This window comes from Amphritea sp. (genome assembly GCF_050300915.1).
Taxonomy (GTDB): Bacteria; Pseudomonadota; Gammaproteobacteria; order Pseudomonadales; family Balneatricaceae; genus Amphritea.
The window spans coordinates 1-24,757 of record NZ_JBNKYN010000064.1 but is presented as its reverse complement, the minus strand read 5'-3'; the positions used below and the strand labels follow the sequence as shown (position 1 = coordinate 24,757).

The window sequence follows — 24,757 nt, the reverse complement described above, 5'->3', positions numbered from 1 at the left end:
GATGCCTGGACGGGAGGTCCATGCCGATATGAAGCTCTGGAATAAACAGGCTATCGCCCATCACCAGGAAGCCCGGGCCACCCTGATTCTGAGTGGCCACTATCTGGGCTTTCTGCCCCGCCATCTGGTCGCTAACTGGCGACTGGAGAAAGACCTCCGGCCGTTGCTAACGGAGCGTTACGGTTACACCAACACCTTCAGAGCACTCTGGCGTAGCCGACAGCACAACCGGCTCATTATTCAGCTATTTACCGAATGCCTGGCTGAATCAACTGTCTGACTCAGCGCTCTCATTCAGCAGAACGCACAATAAACACTGAGCAGGGTGCGTGGCGTACCACCCGCTCAGCGTTCGAGCCGATGAAATAACTGCTGATACCCGGCTTACGGGCCATCATCACAATCACATCCGACCCCAGTTGTTCAGCAGTCTCCAGAATCTGATCATGGGCGGTACCATCACGGTAGATAGTGTTCACCTGAGTATTCTCAGGCAGATTGCTTAACAGATCTTCCATCTCCTTCAGGGCTTCCTTGCGGTGCCCTTCATGGATTGTTTTATCAAACTGAGGATCACCCGCCCGATGAACAAAGCTCTGATCAACATACAGCAGATTGATTTCAGCAGGATGACCCGCCGCCAGTGCGGTGGCGATCTTCGCCAGTTCAATCACCTGTTCCTTATGTGAAAGATCCAGAGGGATAAGAATATTGCTATACATGGTTAACTCCTCAACCCATCACTAAGTTTGGTAACCAGAGCACGATCTCCGGAAACACCATGCAGATAATTAATACCGTCAGGTTAAGCATGATAAACGGTGTCACGGATTTATAGATCTCAGACATCCCGATACCGGCCGGTGCTATACCCTTGAGGTAAAAAAGTGCAAAACCGTAGGGGGGAGTTTGTACTGCAATCAGAATGTTCAGAATCATCAGCACACCAAACCAGATCGGGTCATAACCCAGAGAAACGGCAATCGGCGTAAATAGCGGTGCGCACATCAACACGATGATGAACTCATCAATAATGAATCCCAGCATCAGCATAATCAGCTGGAACATAATGATGATCATGATCGGCGGCAGATCCAGCTTACCAGTAAAGTCAGCCACCATGCTCTGCACCCCCATCAGCAGATGGAAGTTACTGAACACAGACGCACCAAAGATAATCCACATCGCTACACTTACCAGTGTCGCAGTCTGCAATCCTGAGTGCAGGAACATCTCAACCTTAAAACGCTTAAATACAATCGCCAGAATAATCGCACCGACAACACCGATAGCACCCGACTCAGTGGGAGTAGCAATACCAGTAATGATGCTGCCCAGTACCGCCACAATCAGCAACATGGAGAACAAGCCATCACGGGCGATGCGGAACTTTTCCTTACCCTCCAGCTTAACAATATCTTTGTTGTCCATATCCCGTGGCGCACGGTCAGGGAACAACCAGCAGCTAATCGCTACATAAAGAACCATCATCACAACAGTCAGAAGCGCAGGCATCATCGCTCCCAGAAACATCCGGCCTACGGAGTTTTGGGTAGAGGCCGCAAACATAATCATCGGAATGCTCGGCGGAATAAGGATACCCAGCCCCCCTCCGGCCATGATCACACCCAGTGCCAGACGTTTGTTATAACCCCGCTCCAGCATTGGCCGCAAAGCGATACTACCGGAGGTCATAATACCCGCGCCGATAATACCCACCATGGCGCCAATCATAGAGCAGACGCCAATCACACTGATCGCCAGTGAACCACGCACCCGGCCAATCAGCATCTGGCTGAAGTTAAACATCGCATCACCGATGCCCGATTTCGTCAGCAACTGCCCCATATAGATATACAGCGGAATCGCCAGCAGAATAAAACTGAAATAGGTTGACTCAAGCGTGGTGGGAATCACGTTAAAAATGCCATCACCCCAGGTCATATAACCTACGGCCATTGCGATGCCCCCCAGTGCCAGCCCCACCTGGGCACCAAGTGCAAAAAACACCAGAATACATAGCAGAAGAACTACGGTTAACAGCTCAATTCCCATCACAGTTCTCCTCAATAAGCGCATGCCCAGTCAGTAGAAAATACAACTCTGCCAACATATCTCTTGTCAGTTGGGCAATAAACAGACCACAAGCAATAACCATCATGACCCAGAAGTGGTACATAGGAGGAGCCCACTCACTCTGACGGCGATAATCAAACTCAATCGCTTCCTCAAACTTACCGATGCTCATCATCACAATGATCACCAGAAAGAAGATGGCCAGCGAAAATGAGATCAGATTAAAAACACAACGGGTGCGATGAGACACTTTAAGATAGAGGATGTCGACGTTGATATGCGCACGCTGTTGCTGCGCATACGCCCCACCCAGTGCGGCAAGATAGCCAAACATAAACAGTGACAGATCAAACGCCCAGATAGTCGGCTTACCCAGCACATAGCGAGAAAACACTTCAAATGCCACAACCAATGCAAGCACGGGCATAATAAGAGACGCTATCCGGCCCGCCTGGCGTACCACCCAATCAACGGAATAACAGAAATTTGTCAGTATTATTTTAAGCATAGGTATACCTACAACAAAAAAGGGGCACGACAGCACCCCTTTTTGTTAATTCAAAATGCTTACTTGCTGTTAGCGCGCAGAATATCGATCAGCTCTTTGCTGTACTTATCTGCAGCAGCGTACTCGTCCCACAGACCAGCACCGGCAGCAGCCCAGGCTTTCTTGTCAGCTTCGCTTGGCTCAGGGCTCCATTGCAGACCTTTAGCTTCCATCTCAGCAACCGCTTCAGATTCCCACTTCTTAGACAGACGCAGCTGATCAGCAGCATGGATCTCAGTGGCTTTACGAACCACCGCCTGCAGATCTTCAGGCAGTTTTTTCCACTCGTTGCGGTTAACAACGATTGGCAGCACCTGAGCACCGGCCAGTGGCAGTCTGTACATGTACTTAGCCACTTCTACGTGGTTACCATCGCGATGGTCGATCATGTTACTACCGATAGAACCATCGATAACGCCGGTTGCCAGACTGGTGTAGATCTCGCTCCAGGACAGGGATACAGGAGAAGCACCCAGATTGCGCAGGAACTTACCATATGCACCCGGCGCACGGATTTTCAGACCTTTGAAGTCGGCAACGGAGTTGATCGGCTGTTTAGTCAGAACGTAAACAGGTGGCTGGATGTATGGCTCAAGCCATACCAGACCTTGTGAGCCGTAGGCTTTAGTCAGTACTTTGTCCCAGCCTTTTTCATGGAACAGAGACTGCAGCTCAGCCGGATCATCAGTACCACCTGGCAGACCGATCTCGACGATACCCGCTGGCAACTCGCCCGCGTGCATAGACTGAAACGGTGCCCCCATTGTAATCAGGCCGGATTTAACAGCGCCCAAAAGACCACTGGTGCCCACACCTTCGCCAGAATACAGAACCTGAACCTTGATACGACCATCAGACATGGTTTCGATATTTTTAGCCAGACTCTCATAAACTTCACCAAACGCGGTTCCACGACCATACAGGTTACTGAAACGCCAGTTGAAGTCTGCAGCCGACACATTCGCAGCCAGGGTACTCAGACCCAGCGTGACAGCCAGTGCAGATGTGGATAGTGTTTTCTTAAGGTTTTTGATCATACTTCACCCAGTGATTGTTAGTTTTATATCGCGGAATAAACTCTCTGTAGCCTTATCCTTACAAAATACAGGAGTAGGATAAATTACAAATAATCCACTCAAACGTTGACAAAACTTTACGTAAAGGCCGTTATTAGGTATAAAAAAACGAACGGTTACACCTTCTCGTTCCGTTCATAACAGCCATCCTACAGAGTAGCCACAATGACGAAGTTTGCACTGGGTCAGCTGGGCGATATTGAGATAAAACAGCTTAAAATATTCAAAGCTGTGGTCGAATCCGGCGGATTTTCCGCGGCTGAAACCGAGCTGAATATCAGCCGCCCCACCATCAGCAACCATATTGCAGCCCTCGAAGACCGCCTCAATATTAATCTCTGTAAACGGGGACGAGCCGGTTTTTCCCTGACCCCTGAAGGCAAGGTTGTCTATGACCAGACCTCACAACTACTCAATCGCCTTGAGCAGTTTCGCAGCACTATCAATAACCTGGGTGACAGCCCAGCGGGGAAGCTCAGAATTGCACTGAGCGATACCTTCAGCACCGATGCCCGGTTCCGACTGCCGGAGATCTTCCGCCATTTTTATCAGCAAGCCCCCGATGTCGAACTTCAGGTGGAAGTTGATCATATGAAAGTGATGGAAAAAATGGTGCTCAATAATCAGCTGGATCTTGCCATGATCCCCTATCACCGAAAGTTTGAAGGGCTCAACTATATCCACCTGTTCACCGACGAAAACTACGTTTACTGCGGCAAAGATCACCCGCTGTTTGATCTTCCGCCCGAGCAGATCACCGATAAGCTTATTAATAGCTATAAACTGGTTCATGCCGGGCTCAAACCCCATGAGGAGATCTATCACCAGCTGGCGCAGATGAACCTGTCTGCCAGCTCCTACCACTACGAATCGCGGATAGCGATGCTGCTGTCGGGCTGTTATATCAGTTTCTTACCGGCTGAAGTGGCTCGCCCCTATGTTGAACAGGGGCTGTTAAAGCCTGTAGCGCAACAGATTAAGCATTTTCGTCTGGGAGTGGCGGTTATCTCAAAAAAATCGGCGCAGCCCAACCGGGCCCGGGATATGTTTCTGCACTCAATCAGAATGATTCACAAAGATTCGGAGAATGCTCCGCCCTACTGATTATCATATGGCTCCCTGACGATGCAGCACACCCGCGTATCCCAATCTATACACTGATAGGTATATCTCCTCTTTAAAGTAACTATTATCGTAGAGCCATAATGAAAGCTGCGGACCTCAACTTTATGTCCCGGCACATATCTGCAATACCCGGGTCGGGTCGTAATACAGGGTTCTTTTATGGCTGTTCCATCTCACACCACGTCATACTATGCCGCTTCTGCAAACGATAAATCGTTTCGCGCACCGTTGAATGACAATATCTCCGCTGATGTTTGCGTTATCGGTGCCGGCTATACCGGCCTGTCATCAGCACTACATCTGGCTGAACAGGGATTCAAAGTTGTCGTACTGGAAGCCAGCCGCATCGGTTTTGGTGCTTCAGGCCGGAATGGCGGCCAGATTGTCCACAGCTATAGCCGTGATATCGACTTTATCGAAAAGCATTACGGACAACATACCGGCACCGAGATGGGCAAGATGGCCTTTGAAGGGGGCAAAATCATTCGCCGCTTAGTCAGGCAATACAACATTCAGTGCGACCTTAAAGAGGGCGGTATCTTTGCAGCTTGCAACAGTAAACAGCTGCATGAGATGGAGCAGAAAAAAGCACTTTGGGAGGCCCATGGGCATACCCAGCTGGAGATGTTGTCTGCCAGCACTATTCAGAACCATGTTGGATCAACACGCTATAAAGGTGGCCTGCTGGACAAGAGTGGCGGCCATTTTCACCCCCTCAACCTGGTGCTGGGCGAAGCGGCTGCACTGGAAAGCCTGGGTGGTGTTATCTACGAAGACTCTGCCGTCACCCGGGTTCAGGAGGGTGATAAAGCGATCATCAGTACCGCAAAAGGCTCTGTCAGCGCGGATTTCGTAATTGTGGCAGGCAATGCTTATCTCGGCGGACTGATCCCTAAACTGGAACAGAAAGCGATGCCCTGCGGCACCCAGGTGATCACCACCGCGCCTCTGAGTGAAGCCCAGCAGAAAGCGCTGTTGCCACAGGATAACTGTGTCGAAGACTGTAACTATCTGCTGGATTACTTCCGTCTCTCTGGCGATGGCCGCCTGATCTATGGCGGTGGTGTCACCTACGGTGCCCGCGAGCCCGACAAAATTGAATCGCTGATCGTCCCGAATATGCTGAAAACCTTCCCCCAGCTGAAAGGCGTTAAGGTGGATTACGCCTGGACCGGTAACTTCCTGCTGACACTGATGCGACTGCCCCAGTTTGGTCGTATCGGCAATAATATTTACTACGCTCAGGGCTACAGTGGCCACGGTGTGACCAGTTCACACCTCGCGGGCAAAGTACTCTGCGATGCGATTCAGGGCCAGGCGGAACGCTTCGATGTATTCGCCGGGTTACCACAGTACCCCTTCCCGGGCGGACGAACCTTCCGTATCCCCTATACCGCAATGGGGGCCTGGTATTACACCCTGCGTGACAAGCTGGGCATCTGATCACAATACCATTCGTTTTAAATGGCGCTGGCTGAATTAGGTCGCGCCTTCCTTAACTGCTCAATAAAAGAGCGAACATTCAGCGCTTCTTGCAACAGTCTGGAACAACCGACTGCAAGCAGGCTGAATAATAATACTTACAATGATAAAAAGGGTGCTAAATGAGTACGGAGCTCGCCCAGGCTGAAAGTCTGAACAAGATGGGTGGCGTAAGCCAGGAAGCGACAACCAGTCCGCAAAAATGGCTGCTATTCTATGGCGCGATTATGGCATTTTTTGCCTACCTTTCGACCCAGCATGTCGACGGTGAGTCCTATGGTTTTTATAGCCTGCTGCCTGCACTACTGATTCTGTTTGTCGCCGTTATTACCAAGAAACCACTGGAATCTATTTTTGCCGGTATCATCGCCGGTCTGTTACTACTTGACCCTGGCAATGTTGTCAGCGGCCTGGGCGACCTGTCTATGTCTGTCGTCATGGATGAAACCATTGCCTGGATCGTACTGGTCTGCGGCATGATGGGCGGCCTGATCAATATGCTGGAACGGGGTGGCAGTGTTCTCAGTTTTGGAGAGATGCTGGCGAAACGGATTAAAACCAAACGCGGTACGATGCTCACCACCTGCATACTGGGCATCATGGTCTTCATCGATGACTATCTGAACTCCCTGGCGGTGTCTGCATCGATGAAGACGCTGACTGATCGTTATAAAATCTCGCGGGAAAAGCTGGCATTTCTGGTGGATTCAACCGCCGCCCCGGTCTGTATTCTGGTGCCAGTTTCCACCTGGGCGGTATACTTTGCGGCACTGTTAGAAGAGAACGGCGCAGCCACGGAAGGCAAAGGGATGTCACTCTATATCGAGTCTATCCCATATATGATGTACGGCTGGGTTGCTTTACTGGTTGTATTGCTGGTTGCGGCAGGCATTCTCGGCGACTTTGGGGCGATGAAGAAAGCAGAGCTTCGGGCTCAGGCTGGGCAACCCATCCCCGAGGGTATACAGCAGGACGGTTTTGATACCTCAGCAATGAAGAAAACCGCGCCGATTGTCGGGCTGATCAACTTTCTACTACCGATGGCGGTACTGGTTGCGGCCAGTGTTTACTATGAGATAGACCTGTTGCTGGGGGCGTTGGTGGCATCCATGTTTACGATGGTGCTGTACTTCCTGCAACGCCTGCTAACCTTCAGTCAGCTGGTCGACTCCATGCTCGACGGTTTTAAAGTGATGCTGCACCCTATCGCCGTGGTCTGCGCTGGATTCATGGTGAAAGAGATCAACGATCAGCTGGGTATGACCCCCTACATTATCGACTCGATGACCCCCTATCTGTCGAAGGAGATGTTACCGGCACTGGTCTTTGCCTCAATGGCAGCGGTGGTATTTGCCACCGGCTCAAGCTGGGGAGTTTTTGTTGTTTCCCTGCCGATCGTTATTCCGATGGCAATCAGCCTGGATATGTCCATGCCACTGACCGTCGGTGCTCTGCTATCCGCTTCAGCATTTGGCAGCCATGCCTGTTTTTTCAGTGATTCCACGGTATTATCGTCGCAGGGATCCGGCTGTACGCCGATGCAACATGCACTGACACAGATTCCCTATGCACTGATCGCGGCAGTCATTGCGTTTATCTCACTGCTGGTTCTCGGTTTCGTGACCAGCTAAGCACGTTCATATCATTGCGGTAAAAACGTCAATGGAGGCCCAGCCTCCATTTTTGCATTATCTAAAGGACACACCATGCTTATCAAATCTCCACGGACAGCAGTCATTCTATTGCTATTGGTAAGCCTGATCTGGGGGGCTGAATTTACGCTGATCGATATGGCTATCGACACCATCCCCACGCATACATTTAACGCCATTCGTTTTCTCTTAGCAGGTGTCTCACTGATTCCACTGCTGTGGTTCAAACGCCATCAGCTACAAGGCATCCGCTGGCTACGCTTATGCGGTGCCTGCGCCTTGCTGGGTTTTCTGCTGTTTATCAGTTTCTACACTCAAACCGAAGGGATGCATTACACCAGCGTATCCAATGCTGGCTTTATCACTGGCCTTGCCGTTCCGCTGGTGCCGTTGCTGGGTTTTCTGTTGTTCAGAAACCGGGCCCCTATCGCCATCTGGATCGGCATGATAGTCGCCACGGCCGGGCTCTATCTGCTAACCGTCGGCGACAAACTGGAGTTTAACTATGGAGATACGATGGTTATGGTCTGTGCATTTGGCTTTGCCATTCATATCCTGCTGACAGGCCGCTTTGTCGCTTCATTCCCGGTTGTGCCAATGAGCATTCTGCAACTGCTGGCGGTTGCTCTGTACAGCACTATTGCAATACTGTTAGGCCCTGACCCGGCATTTTATCATCCGGGCTCAACACCGCTTAGCTGGCAGGATCTTGCCATGAACCCCATTGTTATCAGTGCCATTCTGATCGCGGGCGTTTTTGGAACAGCCTATGCCTACTGGGCCCAGTCTGCCTGCCAGCAGCGACTGGAATCGCATAAAGTGGCCCTGATTTTTGCTACCGAGCCGGTGTTTGCCTGTATCACGGCCTGGCTGATTCTGGATGAAAATCTGGGAACTCTCGGACTGCTTGGCGCAGGCCTGATCATCGCTGCGATGCTGATCTCTGAGCTGGGTGATCGTAAGCACAACGTTAAACTAGAACCGTTAGATCAGACCACCTCGGCGACAGTAGAGTAGTTTGAAAAAGGCGCTAATAGCCGTCATAAAATCCAGCAAGTAAAGGCGACTATCGCCATAGCGTCAGATCCCGACCAAGATTCTGCAACTGCTGGCCAACACCCGAGCTACCTGCGCCGGAGAGGAACGAGCCTGACTGCCCACCACTTCTGCGAAGTATCGGCAGAGAGCGACCTATATTCTGTAACTGCTGGCCAACCTCAGACCCACCTGAGGCCGACAGAACAGAGCCTGTCTGTGCCGCACTCCAGCGATACAGCGCTTGCAGATCACTCAGTGTTGGTAACCGCGTCCCTGACAGATCGAGGGCCCGGACTATTTCATAAATTTCTAAAACGGCGTTGTAGAGCTGTTGCAGGTTCTCAGTTGTACCATCTGCATGGTGATGCTCATGGCCGCCGTAGGTCGCTGCCCGTTGTAAAGCCCCCTGATGACTCGTGTCATCAATATATCCCTGCACCACCTGTCGCAATGCATTCACTTCACTATTACCCAGCGCAGCCGCCTGAAACGGATGAACAAAGTAGTGGCGTACCTGCTGTTCCAGTTGCGCAGCAGTCGCCGCGCCCGACCAGCATTGCTGCATCAGGGCTGACATCTGCCGGGCCATCGTTCTTGCAACACTCGCGGTCAGAGGGTGCAATGGATGGTCATCCGGGTCTTTAGCAATCTGAGTATGGGTCGGATCGGTTGGCGGCGTCTGTTGATGCTGCGGGATAACATTCATCGCCACTCTGAGTGCCGCGGCCATTAACGCTTTAATCCAGCCAAACAGCGTGTGCTTAATCTCACAGATCTTCTGACTCAGCCAGTCCAGCCCCAAAGCGGCCTGCACCTGTTCGAGAACCACCAACGCCTGTTCGAAGGTAGCACCCATCTGTGCATCATGGTTGCGGACCATAATCAGTGCGATACGGGTTCCCGCCGCCCGTTCTCCCGGCGTACATACCGCAGGATGATCAAAATGTTTTTCAATAATCGAGATCACGCTGGCGACAGTATCAACAAAGGCAAAGCTTCCAGTCACCAGCGGCGGTACACTGAGATTACCATCGGCACCGTTAACACTGACCTCCGTCGTCCAGAGCTTTGGGCTGGGCCAGGCGGGAGTTACGCCGCCCTGAATCAACCCACGACGGATATCTTCCATGATCAGTTCGACATAGTTACTGTGGGCATACAGGTCTTCCAGGGTATGCATCGCCTGTCCAAAATGACGTCGCCCCTCAGCGGTCGCACCCGCACTCACCGCCGTATTCAGTTCTGACACAATATAGCTGATCGATTGATCAAAATAGCTTTTGCGCCACAGCAGCGGATCGATCTGCCCCTCACTGCTGTTATAGGCTCCGCGAAAACCGGGTATCTGACTCGCCGTTATGCCGTAGGGGTTATCTATATGTTCTTCGGGACGATAGAGCCCTAAGCGCGCCTCGGTCAGAACAAATTCCTGCCGTTGTGGCCCGGTAAAAAAGCCCTGAGGCTCAAACTCCAGTTCAGCCAACAGCTGCACAACCTCAGTGAGCATCGCCCGGGTAAAGAATGGCCGCCCCTGAAACTGAAACTCGACCAGTTTTGGATCAACCACCTGGGAATAATCCCGCAGCCAGTTGCCGTAATAGACCTGGTCTATCTGCTCCTGAGAAAAGCCGGCACTGCTCATCGCATCTTCAATAGACCAGTGACCAAACTTATTGTGCACCGGGTCCCCCCTGCCCGCAGAGAAGTACTCAATACGAAGGTCGCCAGTACGCTGGTCACTTTCCACCATCGCCTGACGCTGCCCGGCTGTATACAAATTTTTAAGCTGGGTGGATGCAACACTCAACAGCTGCCCCCCTGTACCGCGATACTCGGCGAATTCGATCTGAGCGGTTGTAGCCGCAAGAAAATCAGCCATGGCAAAAGCAAACCGGGCACCCTCGTCTCCCAGGCTATCCCCCTTAAGCTCAGACAGTTGATAACGCAAAATGTAATCAATCAGGTGACCATACTCTTCCAATAGAATATGCGCTAACAAGGCGCTGGGACGGCCAGAATCAACCAATGCAGGATAGAGATATCCCTCACCAATAAATATGCGCTGACGCTGACTATCAAAACCACACGCCAGACCTTTGGATATAAGGCAACGGGGTTGAAACAAACCGTTACTAAACCCGATAACCTGCCTGATTTTTCGCACTGTCGCCGGGGTAATCTCATCACTGAGCACCTGCTGATGCCAGACAGATGCCTGTTCATCATTAAGGCTTTGTAACAGTGAGATATAACTTTGGCGTAAAAAATCACTACTCAGTTGTTGCTGCTGATTTGCGGAGGGAATTACAGTTACAGTATTCATCACAAGCGCCCTGCGAGATGGGAATAGAGTACTGCCTCCCGTTTTTATTATTCAGCGTTGGAACCATAAGTTTTGAAGAGGGTTGGCGTCTTGTCAAGAAATCAAACAGGTGTTTCATTCATCATCACATCACGCCTAATCACTTCGACTCATAACCCTTTATTCGGATGGGACTTTTTCCGTCTGACGGCCCTGAACAATCCCCGAACTCCACTTTTCTGCTGAGTTATTGAGAATCTGTTGTAACCGGTTAAAAAATGCTTCCAGCCGGTCAGGCTGCAGCGACCCACTTTTAACCTGAAACAGCAGTTCACGTTTCAGATCGCACAGGGAGTAATAGGTAGTCCGTTCATGAATCCACAGTTCATCGGCCTTTCGCAGTCCCTCTAACGACGCCAGAATGCCTGCCGTGCCAGAGAACACCAGAATCGCGACATTCAAATGGGTTGCATAGGCGGGGATATACAAAGCCAGACCCGAAAGGACTGAGAGCATTGCCGTCAGCCCAAAAGAGCCATAGCGCAGCCGGCGGTGTAGTGTTTTATGATCTGCGGAGTTGCGCCGAAACATATCAATTTTTTCATTCAGTTCATCCACCAGAAACTGTTGCTGCTCCATAGGGTCGCTCCCGACAAGCCCAGTCTGCATAGTGTTTCAGACCTGGCTAATTATGCTGTTCAGCCATTACAGATTTCGAACAATAGTTTGATATTAGTCCAGGGTTATACAATCTGCCTCCAGGGCAGTTATAGTTCAGCGTTTTGCTTAATCAGGGCTTTGCTAAAATCAAAGTATGCAGGAGAGGAGAAACAGCACGTGTTGAGGGGGCTATCTGCCAAGTTAAGCGCCAGATTATGCCATTTCAGGAAAGACCATTAAATCGCAGATAACTGCCGTATCCAGATTCCGGCTGATACTGACGGGAGATCAGTGTTTATCAGCATACATCTGATCCAGATGACTGATTTCACGGCTCATCTCCCGGGTAATATTGATCAGGAAGATCATAAACATCTCCGGATACTGCTCGCACAACTGATGAAACAGTGCAGAACTGATCTCCAGCAGATAACCCTCGGTTTCGATAACAGCATCGCCACGGCGCTCGTGCAGCCCGATCATGCCGACAAAGCCAATCTGCTCTCCAGCCATATAGAGGCGCAACGGAACCCTCTCGCCATCATGGTCCCGCTGCTGATAAAAACGTACTGCACCGCTGATAATCACATAAAACTTATCTGAATTATCACCCACGCGGAAAAGCTCATCTCCGACCTGTACCGCTAACAGGTTGCCCTGCTGCAATAAAAAGTTGAGGCTCTCTTCCGACAGGGCGCCAAACATAGAAAGGTGCTGACAAAACCCTTCCGGAAACTGTCGTTGAAGCTCATCGAACGATATGACGTTCATGGTTAATTTTCCGCAATGCAATATTAGACAACACAATTATAGAATGGAAAACGAAAATATAAGATACCCACAAGGGAATAGCGAGAAATTATCCCCCGTCAGTACTGAAGACCCTGTCTGTAGGTTAGGCACCAACCCGACTGTTGAACACCACTGCTTTTCGGAGCGGTTACCGGTTAACGCCCCGTCAAACCAACAATTGATAGTGATGTCTGTCGAGGCGGCCTCAGAGCTTACGCTATAACAGCCTGATCCGCATAAAACTGGCGAAACGAGGCACACCATTATTGTTGATCCCAGTGTACTTGTAAGTTACCAAACTACCGATTTCTGGCGGATTTTTTCGTTGCTGATCAGTAAAGCCACTGCCGAGTTTAAAGCGCACTCCGGTTGGCGTTTCAACCAGCAACGCCCCCAGCATGCCAGCATACTTCCCTTTACCCGGCTCATAACCTATTACTCTCGCTTCGGCATCTTGCCACAGTTTTAGCTTAAGCAAATTCGAGCTGCGTCCCTGTTTATATATTGCATCTTCATGATGCAACATCAACCCTTCGCCGCCACTGGCAACGACCTGCTCCAAAAAAGCCATTAACTCAGTATCAGAGGCTAACCGCCTCTGATCGATTAGCTGAATCCAGTCCCGATCAATATCATTTACAATGCTTCTCAATTGAATCAGTCGATCACTAAAAGTCCCAGGAGACTCCGGCAGATCGAACAACATATATTTCACTTGTCTCCACTGTTGAGACCAGAGGGCAGGATTATCACCCGGAGAGCTTCTCACGAGTGCTGAAACTGCATCAAACTGCCCCCGGCCTATCCATAATTCACCATCCAGCGGCTGTTGGGGCAAATCAGCAATAAACCACTGCGGCGCGCTGACCGGATACCCCTGCCGGGTTAACAGCTGTTGCCCATCCCAGTAACCTCGCACCCCATCGAGTTTCTCACTTACCCAGTAAGCAGAGATATCAGAACCCGATTGATAGATTGTCGCCAGCTGCAGTTTTGGCTTATCGGCAAAACCAGGCGACACAACTAGAAAACTGACCACAACGATCAGGCTGCTAAATAAGATATGACAGTAACGGATAAACACCATTTCGCCCTCCCTGAGCAGATAAACAGGACTTCGTCCATGAAGCGTGTTGATAATTAACCCTAGCAGAAAATTTAATTGATGCATAAAAAAGCCGGCCCAGTATTAACTGGACCGGCAAAATCTCACGAACAAATGAAACCCAGATGTAAAACTGAGGCCCTATGGGATTAACTAGGGAAAGAGAAAGATACTCCTTCGCGAACACCGCTGGACGGCCAGCGCTGCGTAATCGTCTTACGCTTGGTGTAGAAACGTACCGCGTCAGGACCGTAGGCGTGCAGATCACCAAACAGTGAACGTTTCCAGCCACCGAAGCTGTGATAAGACACTGGCACCGGCAGGGGCACGTTGATGCCGACCATACCCACCTGAATATTGTCCGAGAAGTAACGTGCGGCTTCACCATCACGGGTAAAGATGCAGGTACCATTACCATATTCGTGGTCATTGATCAGTTGCATCGCCTGTTCCATGGTATTGACACGTACAACCTGCAACACCGGGCCAAAGATCTCTTCCTGATAGCTTTGCATATCAGCGGTCACCGCATCGATCAGTGTCGCTCCGACAAAGAAACCGCCATCAAAACCTTCAACGGAGGGATTGCGACCATCGACAACAATCTTCGCACCATCGGCTTCAGCGCTATCGATATAACCGTTTACTTTCAGCTGATGCGCCCGGGTGATCACCGGACCAAAGTCATTCTCACGATTGCTGTAAGCACCCACTTTCAGAGGCTCCATCGCCGCGCGCATCTTCGCCACCAGGGTATCCGCCGCTTCATCACCCACCGCGACGGCGACAGACAATGCCATGCAACGCTCACCAGAGGAGCCAAACGCCGCCCCCAACAGTTGGTTGACCGCGTTGTCCATATCCGCATCCGGCATCACAATCGCATGGTTTTTAGCACCACCCAATGCCTGACAGCGCTTACCGTTGGCATTCGCCGTGCTGTAGATATATTCCGCAATCGGTGTTGATCCGACAAAGCTGACCGCTTTAATCCGGCTATCGGTCAGTAAGACGTCTACCGCTTCTTTATCCCCGTTAACCACGTTGATCACACCGTTTGGCAGACCCGCTTCCTGCAGCAACTGGGCGATAAACATGGTTGAGGACGGATCACGCTCAGAAGGCTTCAGCACAAAGGTGTTACCGCAGACAATCGCCATCGGGTACATCCACAGGGGCACCATCGCCGGGAAGTTGAACGGGGTAATACCCGCCACCACACCCAGTGGCTGAAACTCACTCCAGGAATCGATACCGGGGCCAACATTGCGGCTGTGCTCGCCTTTCAACAGTTCAGGTGCACCACAGGCGTATTCAACATTTTCAATACCCCGTTGCAGCTCACCGGCGGCATCATGGGCGATCTTGCCATGCTCTTCGCCGATCAACTGACAGATCTTATCGGCATGCTCTTCCAGCAACGCTTTAAAACGGTACATCACCTGGGCACGCTTTGCCGGTGGGGTGTTACGCCAGGCAGGAAACGCCTGTTCCGCTGCGGCAATCGCCTCTTCCACGGTGGCTACCGATGCCAGCGCGACCTGTTTGCTCTCTTCACCGGTGGATGGGTTATATACGGGTTGTGTACGGACGGCATCACTGCGCATCTCACCGTTAATCAAATGGCCTACAACTGTCATAATAATATCTCTTTACTCTGTATTACTGCGCCAGTGACGCAGTAAAATCAATACAACTCAATCAAAAACGGGCACTTAGCTCAGCTCGTTGATCGACTCACCCAGCGCGTTAATCAGCCGGTCAATCTCTTCCACCTCAACAGTAAACGGCAGACCCAGCTGGATGGTATCGCCACCGTAGCGAACATAAAAACCTTTCTCCCAGCACTTCATCGCGATCTGATAGGGGCGCAATGCAGGCTCACCCGGGGCAGCCTCAATGGTCAGACCGGCAGCCAGACCGTAGTTACGGATATCAGACACATACTTCGTGCCCTTCAGGCTGTGGACCATCTCCTGGAACTGAGGTGCAATCGACTTCGACCGCTCAATCAGCTTGTCCTTAGCGAGAAGATCCAGTGACGCAAGACCGGCAGCACAGGCGACCGGATGGGCTGAATAGGTATAACCGTGTGGCAGTTCCAGCATATAGTCAGGGCCACCCTCCGCCATAAAGGTGTCGTAGATCTCCTGTTTAGCGATAACAGCGCCCATCGGAATCACACCGTTGGTCAGCTGTTTGGCAACCGTCATCAGATCCGGGGTCACACCAAACTCTTCTGCCCCGGTACTGGAGCCGACACGACCAAACGCAGTGATAACCTCATCAAAGATCAGCAGAATATTGTGCTTATCACAGATCTCCCGCAGACGTTTGAGATAACCCACCGGAGGTGGAATAACACCGGTTGAACCGGCCATCGGCTCGACAATTACTGCGGCGATATTCGACGCATCGTGCACCATGATCTGTTGTTCCAGATCATTTGCCAGATGGGCACCGGTTTCAGGCATCCCCTGGGTGAACAGGTTCTCTTCCAGCATAGTGTGAGGCAGATGGATCGCATCGATCCCCTGACCGAAGATCGCCCGGTTAGGGCTGAGACCACCGACGCTGATACCACCAAAGTTAACCCCATGGTACCCCTTAGCACGGCCGACCAGACGGGTCTTACCGCCCTGACCTTTTTTACGCCAGTAAGCCCGGGCAATCTTCAGTGCAGTTTCAACAGACTCAGAACCGGAACCGGTAAAAAACACCCGGTTCAGGCCTTCAGGCATCAACTGAGTAATCCGGTGCGCCAGCTCAAATGATTTTGGATGACCAAACTGAAACGCCGGAGAGTAATCCAGCTCTTTCACCTGTTTACTCACCGCCTCGGTAATTTCCGGGCGACTGTGTCCGGCACCACAGGTCCACAGACCCGACAAACCATCAAAAATTTTCCGGCCATCAGCAGCGGTATAATAGTTACCCTCTGCCGCCACAATCAATCGCGGGTCCTGCTTAAAACTACGGTTAGCAGTAAAAGGCATCCAGTGTGCATCAAGCTGCTCCTGAGTAAGGCCGCAACGCTTTGGATCATCAGTCATAATGTTATTCTCGGGTTATTACTTGTTGACTCTATTATCGCCACAGACTAAGTTTATTAAATTCACAAATATTAATTCTAAGTTAACCAATAGATTACGTATAAATGAGCCGTTCTGAAAACCTGTTACCCCGTCAGCTTGGCGATGCCCATATTCGCCTGCTGCGTATCTATAAAGCGGTTGTGGAAAGTGGCGGATTCTCTGCCGCAGAGGTTGAACTGAATATCAGCCGTCCAGCAATCAGTCTAGCCATCTCTGAACTGGAAAGCCTGCTCAATATGCGGCTTTGTAACCGGGGACGTGCCGGTTTTGCCCTGACAAAACAGGGTGAAGAGGTGTACGACGCCACTCTGCAACTACTCGGAGGGCTGGAAAACTTCCGCGCCCGGATCAATGCCATCAATACCGAGCTCAAAGGTGAACTGAATATCGGCATCACCGACAATATGGTCACTGTGCCACAAATGCGTATTACCCGCGCGCTGGCAGCTCTCAAAGCACGGGGCCCGGAAGTGATTATCAATATCCGCATGATTCCGCCCAAGGATATAGAATCCGGCGTACTCGACGGTCAGCTACTGGTCGGCGTGGTATCAGAACAGCGCAGTCTGCCAGGACTTAACTACTATCCTCTGTATGACGAACAGTCGGTACTCTATTGCAGCAACGAACATCCGCTATTTGATCGCGACAACAGCGGCCTGAGTGATAGCGAACTGTCTCAATATGATGCAGTGCTACCAGCCTTCCCACAGTCAGCGGAGATAAAGCAGCAACAAGCGCTGCTCAAAGCCAGTGCCAGCTCTACTGATCGTGAAGGAATCGCTTTCCTCATTCTCAGCGGCAGCTTTATCGGTTTTCTGCCCACCCATTACGCCAAACAGTGGCTCAGAGAGGGGCGGCTTAAAGCGATTCAACCGGAAAAACGCAGTTTTACCACCCACTATACCGCTATCACCCGCAAGGGCGCGCGCAACAACCTCATCCGGGATGCGTTTATGGAGGAGTTGGAAAAGCAGCCAAAAAGTAGCAGCCAGACGTGACTGCGTCACTTGCTGGTGGTTAGACGCGGCTACGCCGCTTGCTAGAAAAAGATTAAAAGCTTAAGGAACACCTGTGAACCGGATCGCTGTCTTTGTGGATGTGCAGAATATCTATTACACCACCCGTCAGGCCTATGGGCGGCAGTTTAACTACCGCAAACTGTGGCAAAAAATTAGTGCTGAAGGTGAGATAATCATCGCTAATGCCTACGCTATCCATCGCGGTGATGACAGTCAGCTCAAGTTTCAGAACGCCCTGAAGCATATCGGCTTCAACGTCAAACTGAAGCCCTACATCCAGCGCAGTGACGGCTCCGCCAAAGGCGACTGGGATGTCGGCATCGCCATCGATGTGATGGACACCGCGCCAGACGTCGATACCATTATCCTGCTATCCGGCGATGGCGACTATGATCTTTTATTGGAGAGGGTTAAACAGAAATATGGTGTGAAAGCGCAGGTCTATGGCGTGCCTGCCCTGACCGCTAACTCCCTGATCAGCTCTGCGACTGAGTTTTTTCCTATCGGAGAAGAGATGCTTCTTTGAAGCAGTTAGCAGACGAGACTTCGTCATTTGCTACAAACAATCGCTATGTGTTCATAACTGTTTGTACATAACGTAGCTATCAACATAGCCAAGTTTTCCGTGTTTATAACCCTTAGGGATCGTACCGATAATATTAAAGCCCAGCTTTTGCCAAAGCTGGACGGCCACTTCATTGGTAGACACCACACTATTAAATTGCATCGCTTCAAAGTTCAGTGAAGCTGCTTGCTGTTGCGAGTGCTCACACATTTTGCGGGCGACACCCTTACCTCTTGCTTCAGGGGCAACCATATAACCACAATTACAGATATGCTTACCCGGCCCCATTGCATTTGGCTTAATGTAGTAGGAGCCTAAAACCACATCGTTTTCTACAAACACATAGGTTTTCAAAGGCATTTCGCACCACAGATGATATGCCTCCTCCAGCGTCATATCCGGGGCGAATGCGTAGGTTTCCTGCGCCTGAATAACATTTGAGAACACAGACCAAAACGATTCAAAATCTGATTTCGTCATCTTTCTGATCATTCATCTCCCCCGAAATATAATCGCCAAGTTGCGAATAAAGCATTGTGAATGTCCGGTAACAGCGGCTTACCAGAGCTGAAAGCCATACAATAGCAGGTTTTTATTTCTCGCATTGCACCGATCTAACCAGTTTTTTTCTTAGATATAGAAAAACTGGCAATGATAGCGGTCACCACACCGGTAATAATCGACAGCATAGCAAAGCCCGACATTGCGCCACCGTGAGATTTGAACACCAGAAGATAAACACCTAACGCAACAAAAAATGCACCCAGTAAAACCCACAATTTAGGGCTTGAAGTTCTCATCCCTGATCGCCTGACACTTTTAACAGCTCTTGATTTAGAGTGAGCAGATGCTTTTCGTCTGTGCGTATTTTTAGGCATTACCAATCCCTCAGGCTTTTAGTGGCAGGCGAAAGAAGCGCATCTGATTGCCCGCATCGCTGAATATAGATCAAGTAACTCCGGCCAGTCTAGTATAGTTATTTAACTATTTACCAAAGCACAGGATTTGCAAATACATGCCTTCCCTTTCGCCGCTTCAGGCACCTGATCTAATAACGAATCCGGAAAAGCCATGTCAGGAGAACTGCACCAACAACCTTTATCAGAGCCACACGAAGACAGGTTCCCACACTGATTGTCCTGATGACACAAAGGGCATAGATGTGAATCAATCATGTCTGAGTGAGTATTCAAAAAATGCCTCTATCAACTTAAAGACCTAATGCTGTTTGTAGTCCAGGCTATTTTGCCTACCCGAATATGCAAATCCAGGACTAGCAAAAATCTGATCTGCTGGTGCCTGTCAGGCATTGATGAGATGCCTCAGATTAAAGAAACCGAGGGCAAAGGCCGACACAGACAATAAGAACGTCACTCCATATGTCAGCCTAAACTGACGATGGCTTGCTGCAATAATACACATAATCAGAGCGACTAAATCAAAGACAGAAGCCAGTATCATCGTTATACAGATAGCTTCATCTTCACCAAAACGCCTCCCTCCCACCTTGAACAACACCCAGGGCGAGGGCTCATGCATCGACTGGATAGGAGCAGTCAGCCTGCCTGCCAGAGTGGTACTGATACCATCATTATTTAAGAATGCAGTCATCGCAGCAATAGTACAGACGAGCGCAAGAACACTGAAGACTAAAGAAACGAGGGGCCTTAATAACATAATCCATTCCTACTTGAGACCTAACGCTTTGAACAACAGCAAGCGAATCAAGACCAGCAGATGCACTCTATGGATGACTAATCGTTAGAGCCAGCATTACTTGAAGCCTGGATATAGACACCTTGCTTTAGTGATATTTCACCAATTTCAGGCTTAACAAGTACGAGACTCTTTCCATACTCTGTGTATTCGGGCTCAAATACTGGCGTACTTCCAATCACTGACATAGATGTTCCGGTAAATTCGCCTCGTTCAGTTAGTTCAAGATAGTAGGTATTGCCAGCCTCCACGTTCAAAGTGGTTTCGACGGATTGGTTTGCCGTACTATTCTTAGCAGATGCGGCTAAATCGAGATCCCAAAATCCAGGCTGTGCCTTAAATATATAAGTTCCCGGATTTAATTGAACCCATGAATATGTATCCCAGTATGCCTCAAAATATGGTTTACCATTGATTGTGAAACCGATGCGCGAACCCGGCTGGCCATGATAGTAAGTATATACCGTTGCAAGACTGGCATTAATGGACGGTTTCGGCGCATCTGCATAACTGGGAGTATCGGGTCTAATAACCAAACAACCGGGTAGCACCAAACAGACAACTAACACTGCTGCAAGTTTTTTCATTTCTTCTCAACTTCCCTATTTGCTTTTAACGAGACAATCAGATTAGCTATTCTGGCATAAAAATATTTATCTACCACGACTATTCCGGTCTGTTTTAGCATTTTTTACTGGAGTGATTGCGCTTTAAACCCTCAGTTCAAACACTCTGCGGTGCACCTTAACGTTAAACGTGCTTCTTTCTCATAAGCAGCGAGTACATATACCAGACAATCGCCAGGTTGACCGCCAGCACAGCGATACTCAACAGGTTTCGACTAACAACCAGTTCGTAGATTTCAAAAGGCAGGTAGATGCCGCCGCTCAGCAGGGCAAACCATTCGGTCCATACCAACCCGTGCCAGAGGCCATAAGCTTCGATGAGCCGAACCACTGCGTAGATTAACGCTCCTAGCGCAATCAGGGTAAGGTTAGATGGGGTCAGCAGCGTTGTTTCATGCAGAAGAATTGCAGGAAGATGACTGGCGGGATTCAGATGCAGGTGGGACAGCAGAGATTCCAGCATCTGTTGAATATTGTCCCCCGCCAGCGCGTGGATACCAAATCCAACCAGCAGGGAGAGAACCCCTTTAGTCGCCTCCAGCAGTGCTATTACTTTCAACCCATTGGCTGTATCAAACATATGATCCTTAAAGTCAGGCTGGTAACTAAAGGGATCAACACCCTTTAATTTCACACAAATTGGCACGAACGAGGCGCCCTACTCCGATGATCCGGATAAACTCATTTCTACTCAACAGTCTATCGATTATCTGTAAACGATCTATTCGCACTATTTTCCCACCCATCACAACACAGTTCTGGATGTCTGAGCCGGACTAAACCTTCATCGTCGCGCTTTAGCCGGCTAAGAGAAACCATATCGTGGTGAACGCTTCTGATAACGCTCAGTTTCTATCGATATTAGATGGAAAATTAAATGGTCACCGACTGTCAGCAAAAAAGTGATAGTCCAGCTTCAGAAGGTTTGACCTTACCGAAAAGCCCTGGCAGATACCAGTGAGTTGAAGCGAAGCAGGATGCGAGACCCGTTTCACTCGTCAGCCAAACAAGACTCATGATCAGACCAGACAGCCAGTTCATTACCACTGGGTTCAATAAAATGAAAACGCCGGCCTCCTGGAAAAGAAAAAATCGGCTTATTGATTTGTCCACCAGCACTTTCAATTTTATGCAATGTACCTTCTAAGTCCGAACTGTAAAACACGATTAAAGCAGCACCATTCTCTGATGAGGATTTTTGATCGGATTTGAAAAAGCCACCCTCAAGCCCCTGATTCCCAAAGGCACAGTAGTCTGGCCCATAGTCTTCAAAGACCCAGTCGAAAACAGTGGAGAAAAAATCTTTAGTTGCCTGTAAATCAGAAGCAGGAAACTCAACGTAATTGATCTTTTCATGCTGATTCATAGTGTTATTCCTGATGTTTGATAACGTCTCATAGACCGAAATGAATGACCCATTAATAAAAAATTAACAGATATCATCATTGATTCATACAGGTAACGAAAGCCACTCAAAGGCCGGCAGGTCTCTCTTAGAAAAGCGATTTCGATAATCTTCAGGTGAATGAAGTGAGAACAGAATCAGGAATCTTCAATCCAGGATATTAACATTATCAAAAAATCACCGGACGCTTGAACAGCGTCCGGTGATTTTTCACTGTAATCAACAATTATGACTATTGCGTGCTGCCAGATAACAGGACTGGATTGACAACCAGATTTCTCACCCCGTGGGCATGATCTTCATCGAAGGTGTTGCCTTTGCACCACTCGGCAACCGTCTCAATATTCACTTTCGTCACCTTCGGACGAACACTCCAGGATACCTGATAAGGAGACCCTTTTTCGTTGTAACCAGGTCCTGTCGTTGAGCCTATATATTGAATGGGTTTGCCAGTATTCTCTGGAATGTGGGATGCCTGATATAACCCGCCCTTCTGCTCGACTTTTGTCAGATCACCGAAATCAGCCGCGTTCTTATCACTGACCAGAACATATACCTGTGTCTCAACACGCAGTTGAGGGTTATTAATTGAGTCATTCAGGCACGAGCCCAGTGTTGGCCCGGGTTTTACCTGAGCTGTAGAGTGTACGTAATGAACTTCTATCGTATCACCCGGATAGAGACCACCATGCTCGCTCGGGCAGGCTGCATGCTTTTGAGGGGTCAGCTCTGCCGCGGTCAGATGCCCGGTATACTTATAGCCACTTTGATAGCCATGACCATCCCCATTTCCAGCATACTCAGTGAACTCGCCACCTTTATGTTCTGCATTCTTATGAAAATGAATATTACAGAGGTTCATCTCTGTATAAGCAGGAGCAGCATTGAAAACAACCGGGTTAGTTCCGACCAGTGAATCAATATCCCGGGGTGATTGAGGTCCGAAACCTTTCCCTTCGGTATTCATCGCCAGACTAGCTCTTTGCTCAGCTATAACAGCATCGGCTACAACGGCTCCGTGACCTTCTGAATGAGTGTCCTTAGCGCCGACATTAAAGGGAACGATTGCCGTAGCTGCAAGAATGAGAAACAGATTTCTTTTCATGAATATACCCTTATTGTTATATGTATTGGAACAGATGTTACTTTTACCAACACTGATCTCAAAGTAAACGCAGGGACCCACCAAAACGAGATGCATAGGGAGTTAGCAGTCAAAGTATGAAGACAGAACGCAGCAATGGGTTGCCGGGAAACACAATTCGATTCGGACACCCTACCCTACAAAGAGGATGTCTGCATAAAAAAACGGGCAATGTTGATTGCCCGCTGCTTTTCAGAAATTTACTCTGGGAATATTCACTCTTTAAGCTTTATCGGCAAGCTTCTTGTGAATGTTATTCATCCGGTAGTTGCGCTCCGGGTGTAGTTCAATCATCTCGAAACCCGCGCTCATCCAGCGGCGGTCAAACACCGGCCTAAGACACTCACTGAAGGTCTCAAAGATCTTATCAGAAGCCTCTTTAAGCACTTCAGGCGGACGACCAGACCCCACTTTAGCGGTCAGGTGCACAAAGGTATTGTCCGGATCACCCTCGCCTACCCGAAAGTGCTCGCAGCGGATCGCCCGGCTGCGAATACCACCAATCGGGAAAACCCCGGTGGCAATCGCAGTAGCGTTTAACTTCTCAAACAACGCCGGGATATCCAGATCATCATCCAGGTTGGCTGAGTATTCCATAATAAAATGAGGCATAAAGTTTCCTCTGTTTAATCAATCTATCTAATTTATAGATCTACGCATCAGGCTCATAGCACTTAAAATCAAAAGCTGGCTAAGATTACTCTAAACCAGCTTTAAGGCAGTGTAGCCAAACGCAATAGCTTGTCTAAGCGTCACGAGCGCAGATCAGACAAGGCGGAAGCAGGTGAAAAGCGCGCAGTCTAGTCTGCTAAATGAGCACTTTGAACCTGCTTCCAACGCCGTATGATCAAGCGCAGTAGCTTAGACGATTAGCGGCCGAGGACAGGGACCTTATGCGTATCATGTGCTATACACACATTCTTCGTTTCCATATAGAAATCGAAACTCCAGTCACCACCGTCACGACCAATACCCGACATCTTAACGCCACCGAACGGGGATGGCAGGTTACGGTTGTTTTCTGAGTTAACCCACAGCATACCGGCTTCAACTGAGTGAGCCATGCGCATTGCACGACCGGTGTTGCTGGTCCAGATATAGCCAGCCAGACCATAAACAGTTTCGTTAGCCAGCTGAACAGCTTCCTCTTCGGTTTCGAACTCAATCGCGGTCAGAACCGGACCAAAGATCTCTTCCTGAGCGATACGCATAGTGTTCTTCGCGTCAACAAACAGGGTTGGAGTCACAAAGTTACCAGGGCCCATCTCATCCCGCAGAGACTTGCCACCGACAGCGATGGTCGCACCATCCTGCTTAGCAATTTCGAAG

27 protein-coding genes are annotated in these 24,757 nt (G+C 49.7%); 7 read left to right on the top strand and 20 right to left on the bottom strand.

Annotation, left to right across the window (positions count from 1 at the left end):
* Nucleotides 1-280: LysR substrate-binding domain-containing protein (locus tag ACQY8X_RS15485; RefSeq protein ID WP_428036046.1), on the top strand; the 280-nt coding region annotated here is incomplete at its 5' end.
* 10 nt (nt 281-290) lie between these two features.
* Here ACQY8X_RS15485 and ACQY8X_RS15480 read toward each other — a convergent pair.
* Genes ACQY8X_RS15480 through ACQY8X_RS15465 form a run of 4 tightly spaced genes read right to left on the bottom strand, consistent with a single transcriptional unit; the run spans nt 291 to nt 3,660 of the window.
* Nucleotides 291-722, bottom strand: a complete 432-nt coding sequence (locus ACQY8X_RS15480) for a universal stress protein (RefSeq protein WP_428036045.1) — start codon at nt 720-722, stop codon at nt 291-293.
* Nucleotides 723-732: 10 nt separating this feature from the next.
* On the bottom strand, nt 733-2,055 hold the full coding sequence (locus ACQY8X_RS15475) for a TRAP transporter large permease (RefSeq protein ID WP_428036044.1): 1,323 nt from the start codon (nt 2,053-2,055) through the stop codon (nt 733-735).
* Nucleotides 2,045-2,584 carry a TRAP transporter small permease subunit gene (locus tag ACQY8X_RS15470; RefSeq protein WP_428036043.1) on the bottom strand — a complete coding sequence of 180 codons (540 nt, stop codon included), beginning with the start codon at nt 2,582-2,584 and terminating at the stop codon, nt 2,045-2,047. Before ACQY8X_RS15470 ends, ACQY8X_RS15475 begins: the two co-directional genes overlap by 11 nt.
* Nucleotides 2,585-2,643: 59 nt before the next feature.
* Complete coding sequence (locus tag ACQY8X_RS15465) at nt 2,644-3,660, bottom strand: TRAP transporter substrate-binding protein (RefSeq protein WP_428036042.1); 1,017 nt, start codon at nt 3,658-3,660, stop codon at nt 2,644-2,646.
* 204 nt (nt 3,661-3,864) lie between these two features.
* On the opposite strand from ACQY8X_RS15465, the gene ACQY8X_RS15460 reads away from it, so the two are divergent.
* From ACQY8X_RS15460 to ACQY8X_RS15445, 4 genes are all read left to right on the top strand, one after another.
* Nucleotides 3,865-4,803 (top strand): LysR family transcriptional regulator, encoded by a 939-nt coding sequence (locus ACQY8X_RS15460; protein WP_428036041.1) that lies wholly within the window; start codon nt 3,865-3,867, stop codon nt 4,801-4,803.
* Nucleotides 4,804-4,983: 180 nt separating this feature from the next.
* Nucleotides 4,984-6,267 (top strand): NAD(P)/FAD-dependent oxidoreductase, encoded by a 1,284-nt coding sequence (locus ACQY8X_RS15455; RefSeq protein ID WP_428036040.1) that lies wholly within the window; start codon nt 4,984-4,986, stop codon nt 6,265-6,267.
* A 161-nt stretch (nt 6,268-6,428) separates the two neighbouring features.
* The gene (locus tag ACQY8X_RS15450; protein WP_428036039.1) at nt 6,429-7,937 is read left to right on the top strand and encodes a Na+/H+ antiporter NhaC family protein; all 1,509 of its coding nucleotides are present in this window, start codon (nt 6,429-6,431) and stop codon (nt 7,935-7,937) included.
* A gap of 75 nt (nt 7,938-8,012) precedes the next feature.
* Nucleotides 8,013-8,975 (top strand): DMT family transporter, encoded by a 963-nt coding sequence (locus tag ACQY8X_RS15445; RefSeq protein ID WP_428036038.1) that lies wholly within the window; start codon nt 8,013-8,015, stop codon nt 8,973-8,975.
* Between the two features lie 49 nt (nt 8,976-9,024).
* On the opposite strand, the gene ACQY8X_RS15440 is transcribed toward ACQY8X_RS15445, so the two are convergent.
* From ACQY8X_RS15440 to ACQY8X_RS15415, 6 genes are all read right to left on the bottom strand, one after another.
* A complete protein-coding gene (locus tag ACQY8X_RS15440) occupies nt 9,025-11,319 on the bottom strand; it encodes an HET-C-related protein (protein ID WP_428036037.1) in 2,295 nt (764 codons plus the stop codon).
* A gap of 159 nt (nt 11,320-11,478) precedes the next feature.
* The gene (locus ACQY8X_RS15435) at nt 11,479-11,937 is read right to left on the bottom strand and encodes a DUF4231 domain-containing protein (protein WP_428036036.1); all 459 of its coding nucleotides are present in this window, start codon (nt 11,935-11,937) and stop codon (nt 11,479-11,481) included.
* A gap of 309 nt (nt 11,938-12,246) precedes the next feature.
* Nucleotides 12,247-12,729 (bottom strand): Crp/Fnr family transcriptional regulator, encoded by a 483-nt coding sequence (locus ACQY8X_RS15430; RefSeq protein ID WP_428036035.1) that lies wholly within the window; start codon nt 12,727-12,729, stop codon nt 12,247-12,249.
* Nucleotides 12,730-12,967: 238 nt separating this feature from the next.
* Nucleotides 12,968-13,921, bottom strand: coding sequence for a DNA ligase (locus ACQY8X_RS15425; protein ID WP_428036034.1), 954 nt, complete (start codon nt 13,919-13,921; stop codon nt 12,968-12,970).
* Between the two features lie 83 nt (nt 13,922-14,004).
* Complete coding sequence (locus ACQY8X_RS15420; protein WP_428036033.1) at nt 14,005-15,495, bottom strand: CoA-acylating methylmalonate-semialdehyde dehydrogenase; 1,491 nt, start codon at nt 15,493-15,495, stop codon at nt 14,005-14,007.
* Between the two features lie 75 nt (nt 15,496-15,570).
* Entirely contained in the window at nt 15,571-16,908 is a 1,338-nt protein-coding gene (locus ACQY8X_RS15415) for an aspartate aminotransferase family protein (protein ID WP_428036032.1), read from the bottom strand.
* Nucleotides 16,909-17,012: 104 nt separating this feature from the next.
* Between ACQY8X_RS15415 and ACQY8X_RS15410 the strand changes: the two genes are divergently transcribed.
* Both ACQY8X_RS15410 and ACQY8X_RS15405 read left to right on the top strand, forming a co-directional pair.
* Nucleotides 17,013-17,951, top strand: a complete 939-nt coding sequence (locus ACQY8X_RS15410) for a LysR family transcriptional regulator (RefSeq protein ID WP_428036031.1) — start codon at nt 17,013-17,015, stop codon at nt 17,949-17,951.
* A 73-nt stretch (nt 17,952-18,024) separates the two neighbouring features.
* Entirely contained in the window at nt 18,025-18,498 is a 474-nt protein-coding gene (locus ACQY8X_RS15405) for an NYN domain-containing protein (protein ID WP_428036030.1), read from the top strand.
* Nucleotides 18,499-18,549: 51 nt separating this feature from the next.
* Here the strand turns inward: ACQY8X_RS15405 and ACQY8X_RS15400 are convergent, their stop codons facing one another.
* The 10 genes from ACQY8X_RS15400 to ACQY8X_RS15355 form a co-directional block, all read right to left on the bottom strand.
* Entirely contained in the window at nt 18,550-19,029 is a 480-nt protein-coding gene (locus ACQY8X_RS15400; protein WP_428036029.1) for an N-acetyltransferase family protein, read from the bottom strand.
* A gap of 122 nt (nt 19,030-19,151) precedes the next feature.
* The gene (locus ACQY8X_RS15395) at nt 19,152-19,415 is read right to left on the bottom strand and encodes a hypothetical protein (RefSeq protein ID WP_428036028.1); all 264 of its coding nucleotides are present in this window, start codon (nt 19,413-19,415) and stop codon (nt 19,152-19,154) included.
* A 102-nt stretch (nt 19,416-19,517) separates the two neighbouring features.
* Complete coding sequence (locus ACQY8X_RS15390) at nt 19,518-19,712, bottom strand: cysteine-rich CWC family protein (RefSeq protein ID WP_428036047.1); 195 nt, start codon at nt 19,710-19,712, stop codon at nt 19,518-19,520.
* A gap of 127 nt (nt 19,713-19,839) precedes the next feature.
* Nucleotides 19,840-20,214: a hypothetical protein gene (locus ACQY8X_RS15385; protein ID WP_428036027.1), complete on the bottom strand. Its 375-nt coding sequence runs from the start codon at nt 20,212-20,214 to the stop codon at nt 19,840-19,842.
* 77 nt (nt 20,215-20,291) lie between these two features.
* The gene (locus ACQY8X_RS15380) at nt 20,292-20,840 is read right to left on the bottom strand and encodes a hypothetical protein (RefSeq protein ID WP_428036026.1); all 549 of its coding nucleotides are present in this window, start codon (nt 20,838-20,840) and stop codon (nt 20,292-20,294) included.
* A gap of 163 nt (nt 20,841-21,003) precedes the next feature.
* On the bottom strand, nt 21,004-21,459 hold the full coding sequence (locus tag ACQY8X_RS15375) for a DUF2127 domain-containing protein (RefSeq protein WP_428036025.1): 456 nt from the start codon (nt 21,457-21,459) through the stop codon (nt 21,004-21,006).
* Nucleotides 21,460-21,870: 411 nt separating this feature from the next.
* Nucleotides 21,871-22,245: a VOC family protein gene (locus ACQY8X_RS15370; RefSeq protein WP_428036024.1), complete on the bottom strand. Its 375-nt coding sequence runs from the start codon at nt 22,243-22,245 to the stop codon at nt 21,871-21,873.
* A 271-nt stretch (nt 22,246-22,516) separates the two neighbouring features.
* Nucleotides 22,517-23,389 (bottom strand): delta-class carbonic anhydrase, encoded by an 873-nt coding sequence (locus ACQY8X_RS15365; RefSeq protein ID WP_428036023.1) that lies wholly within the window; start codon nt 23,387-23,389, stop codon nt 22,517-22,519.
* A 261-nt stretch (nt 23,390-23,650) separates the two neighbouring features.
* Complete coding sequence (locus ACQY8X_RS15360) at nt 23,651-24,040, bottom strand: 5-carboxymethyl-2-hydroxymuconate Delta-isomerase (RefSeq protein WP_428036022.1); 390 nt, start codon at nt 24,038-24,040, stop codon at nt 23,651-23,653.
* Nucleotides 24,041-24,297: 257 nt separating this feature from the next.
* Nucleotides 24,298-24,757: aldehyde dehydrogenase family protein (locus tag ACQY8X_RS15355; protein ID WP_428036021.1), on the bottom strand; the 460-nt coding region annotated here is incomplete at its 5' end.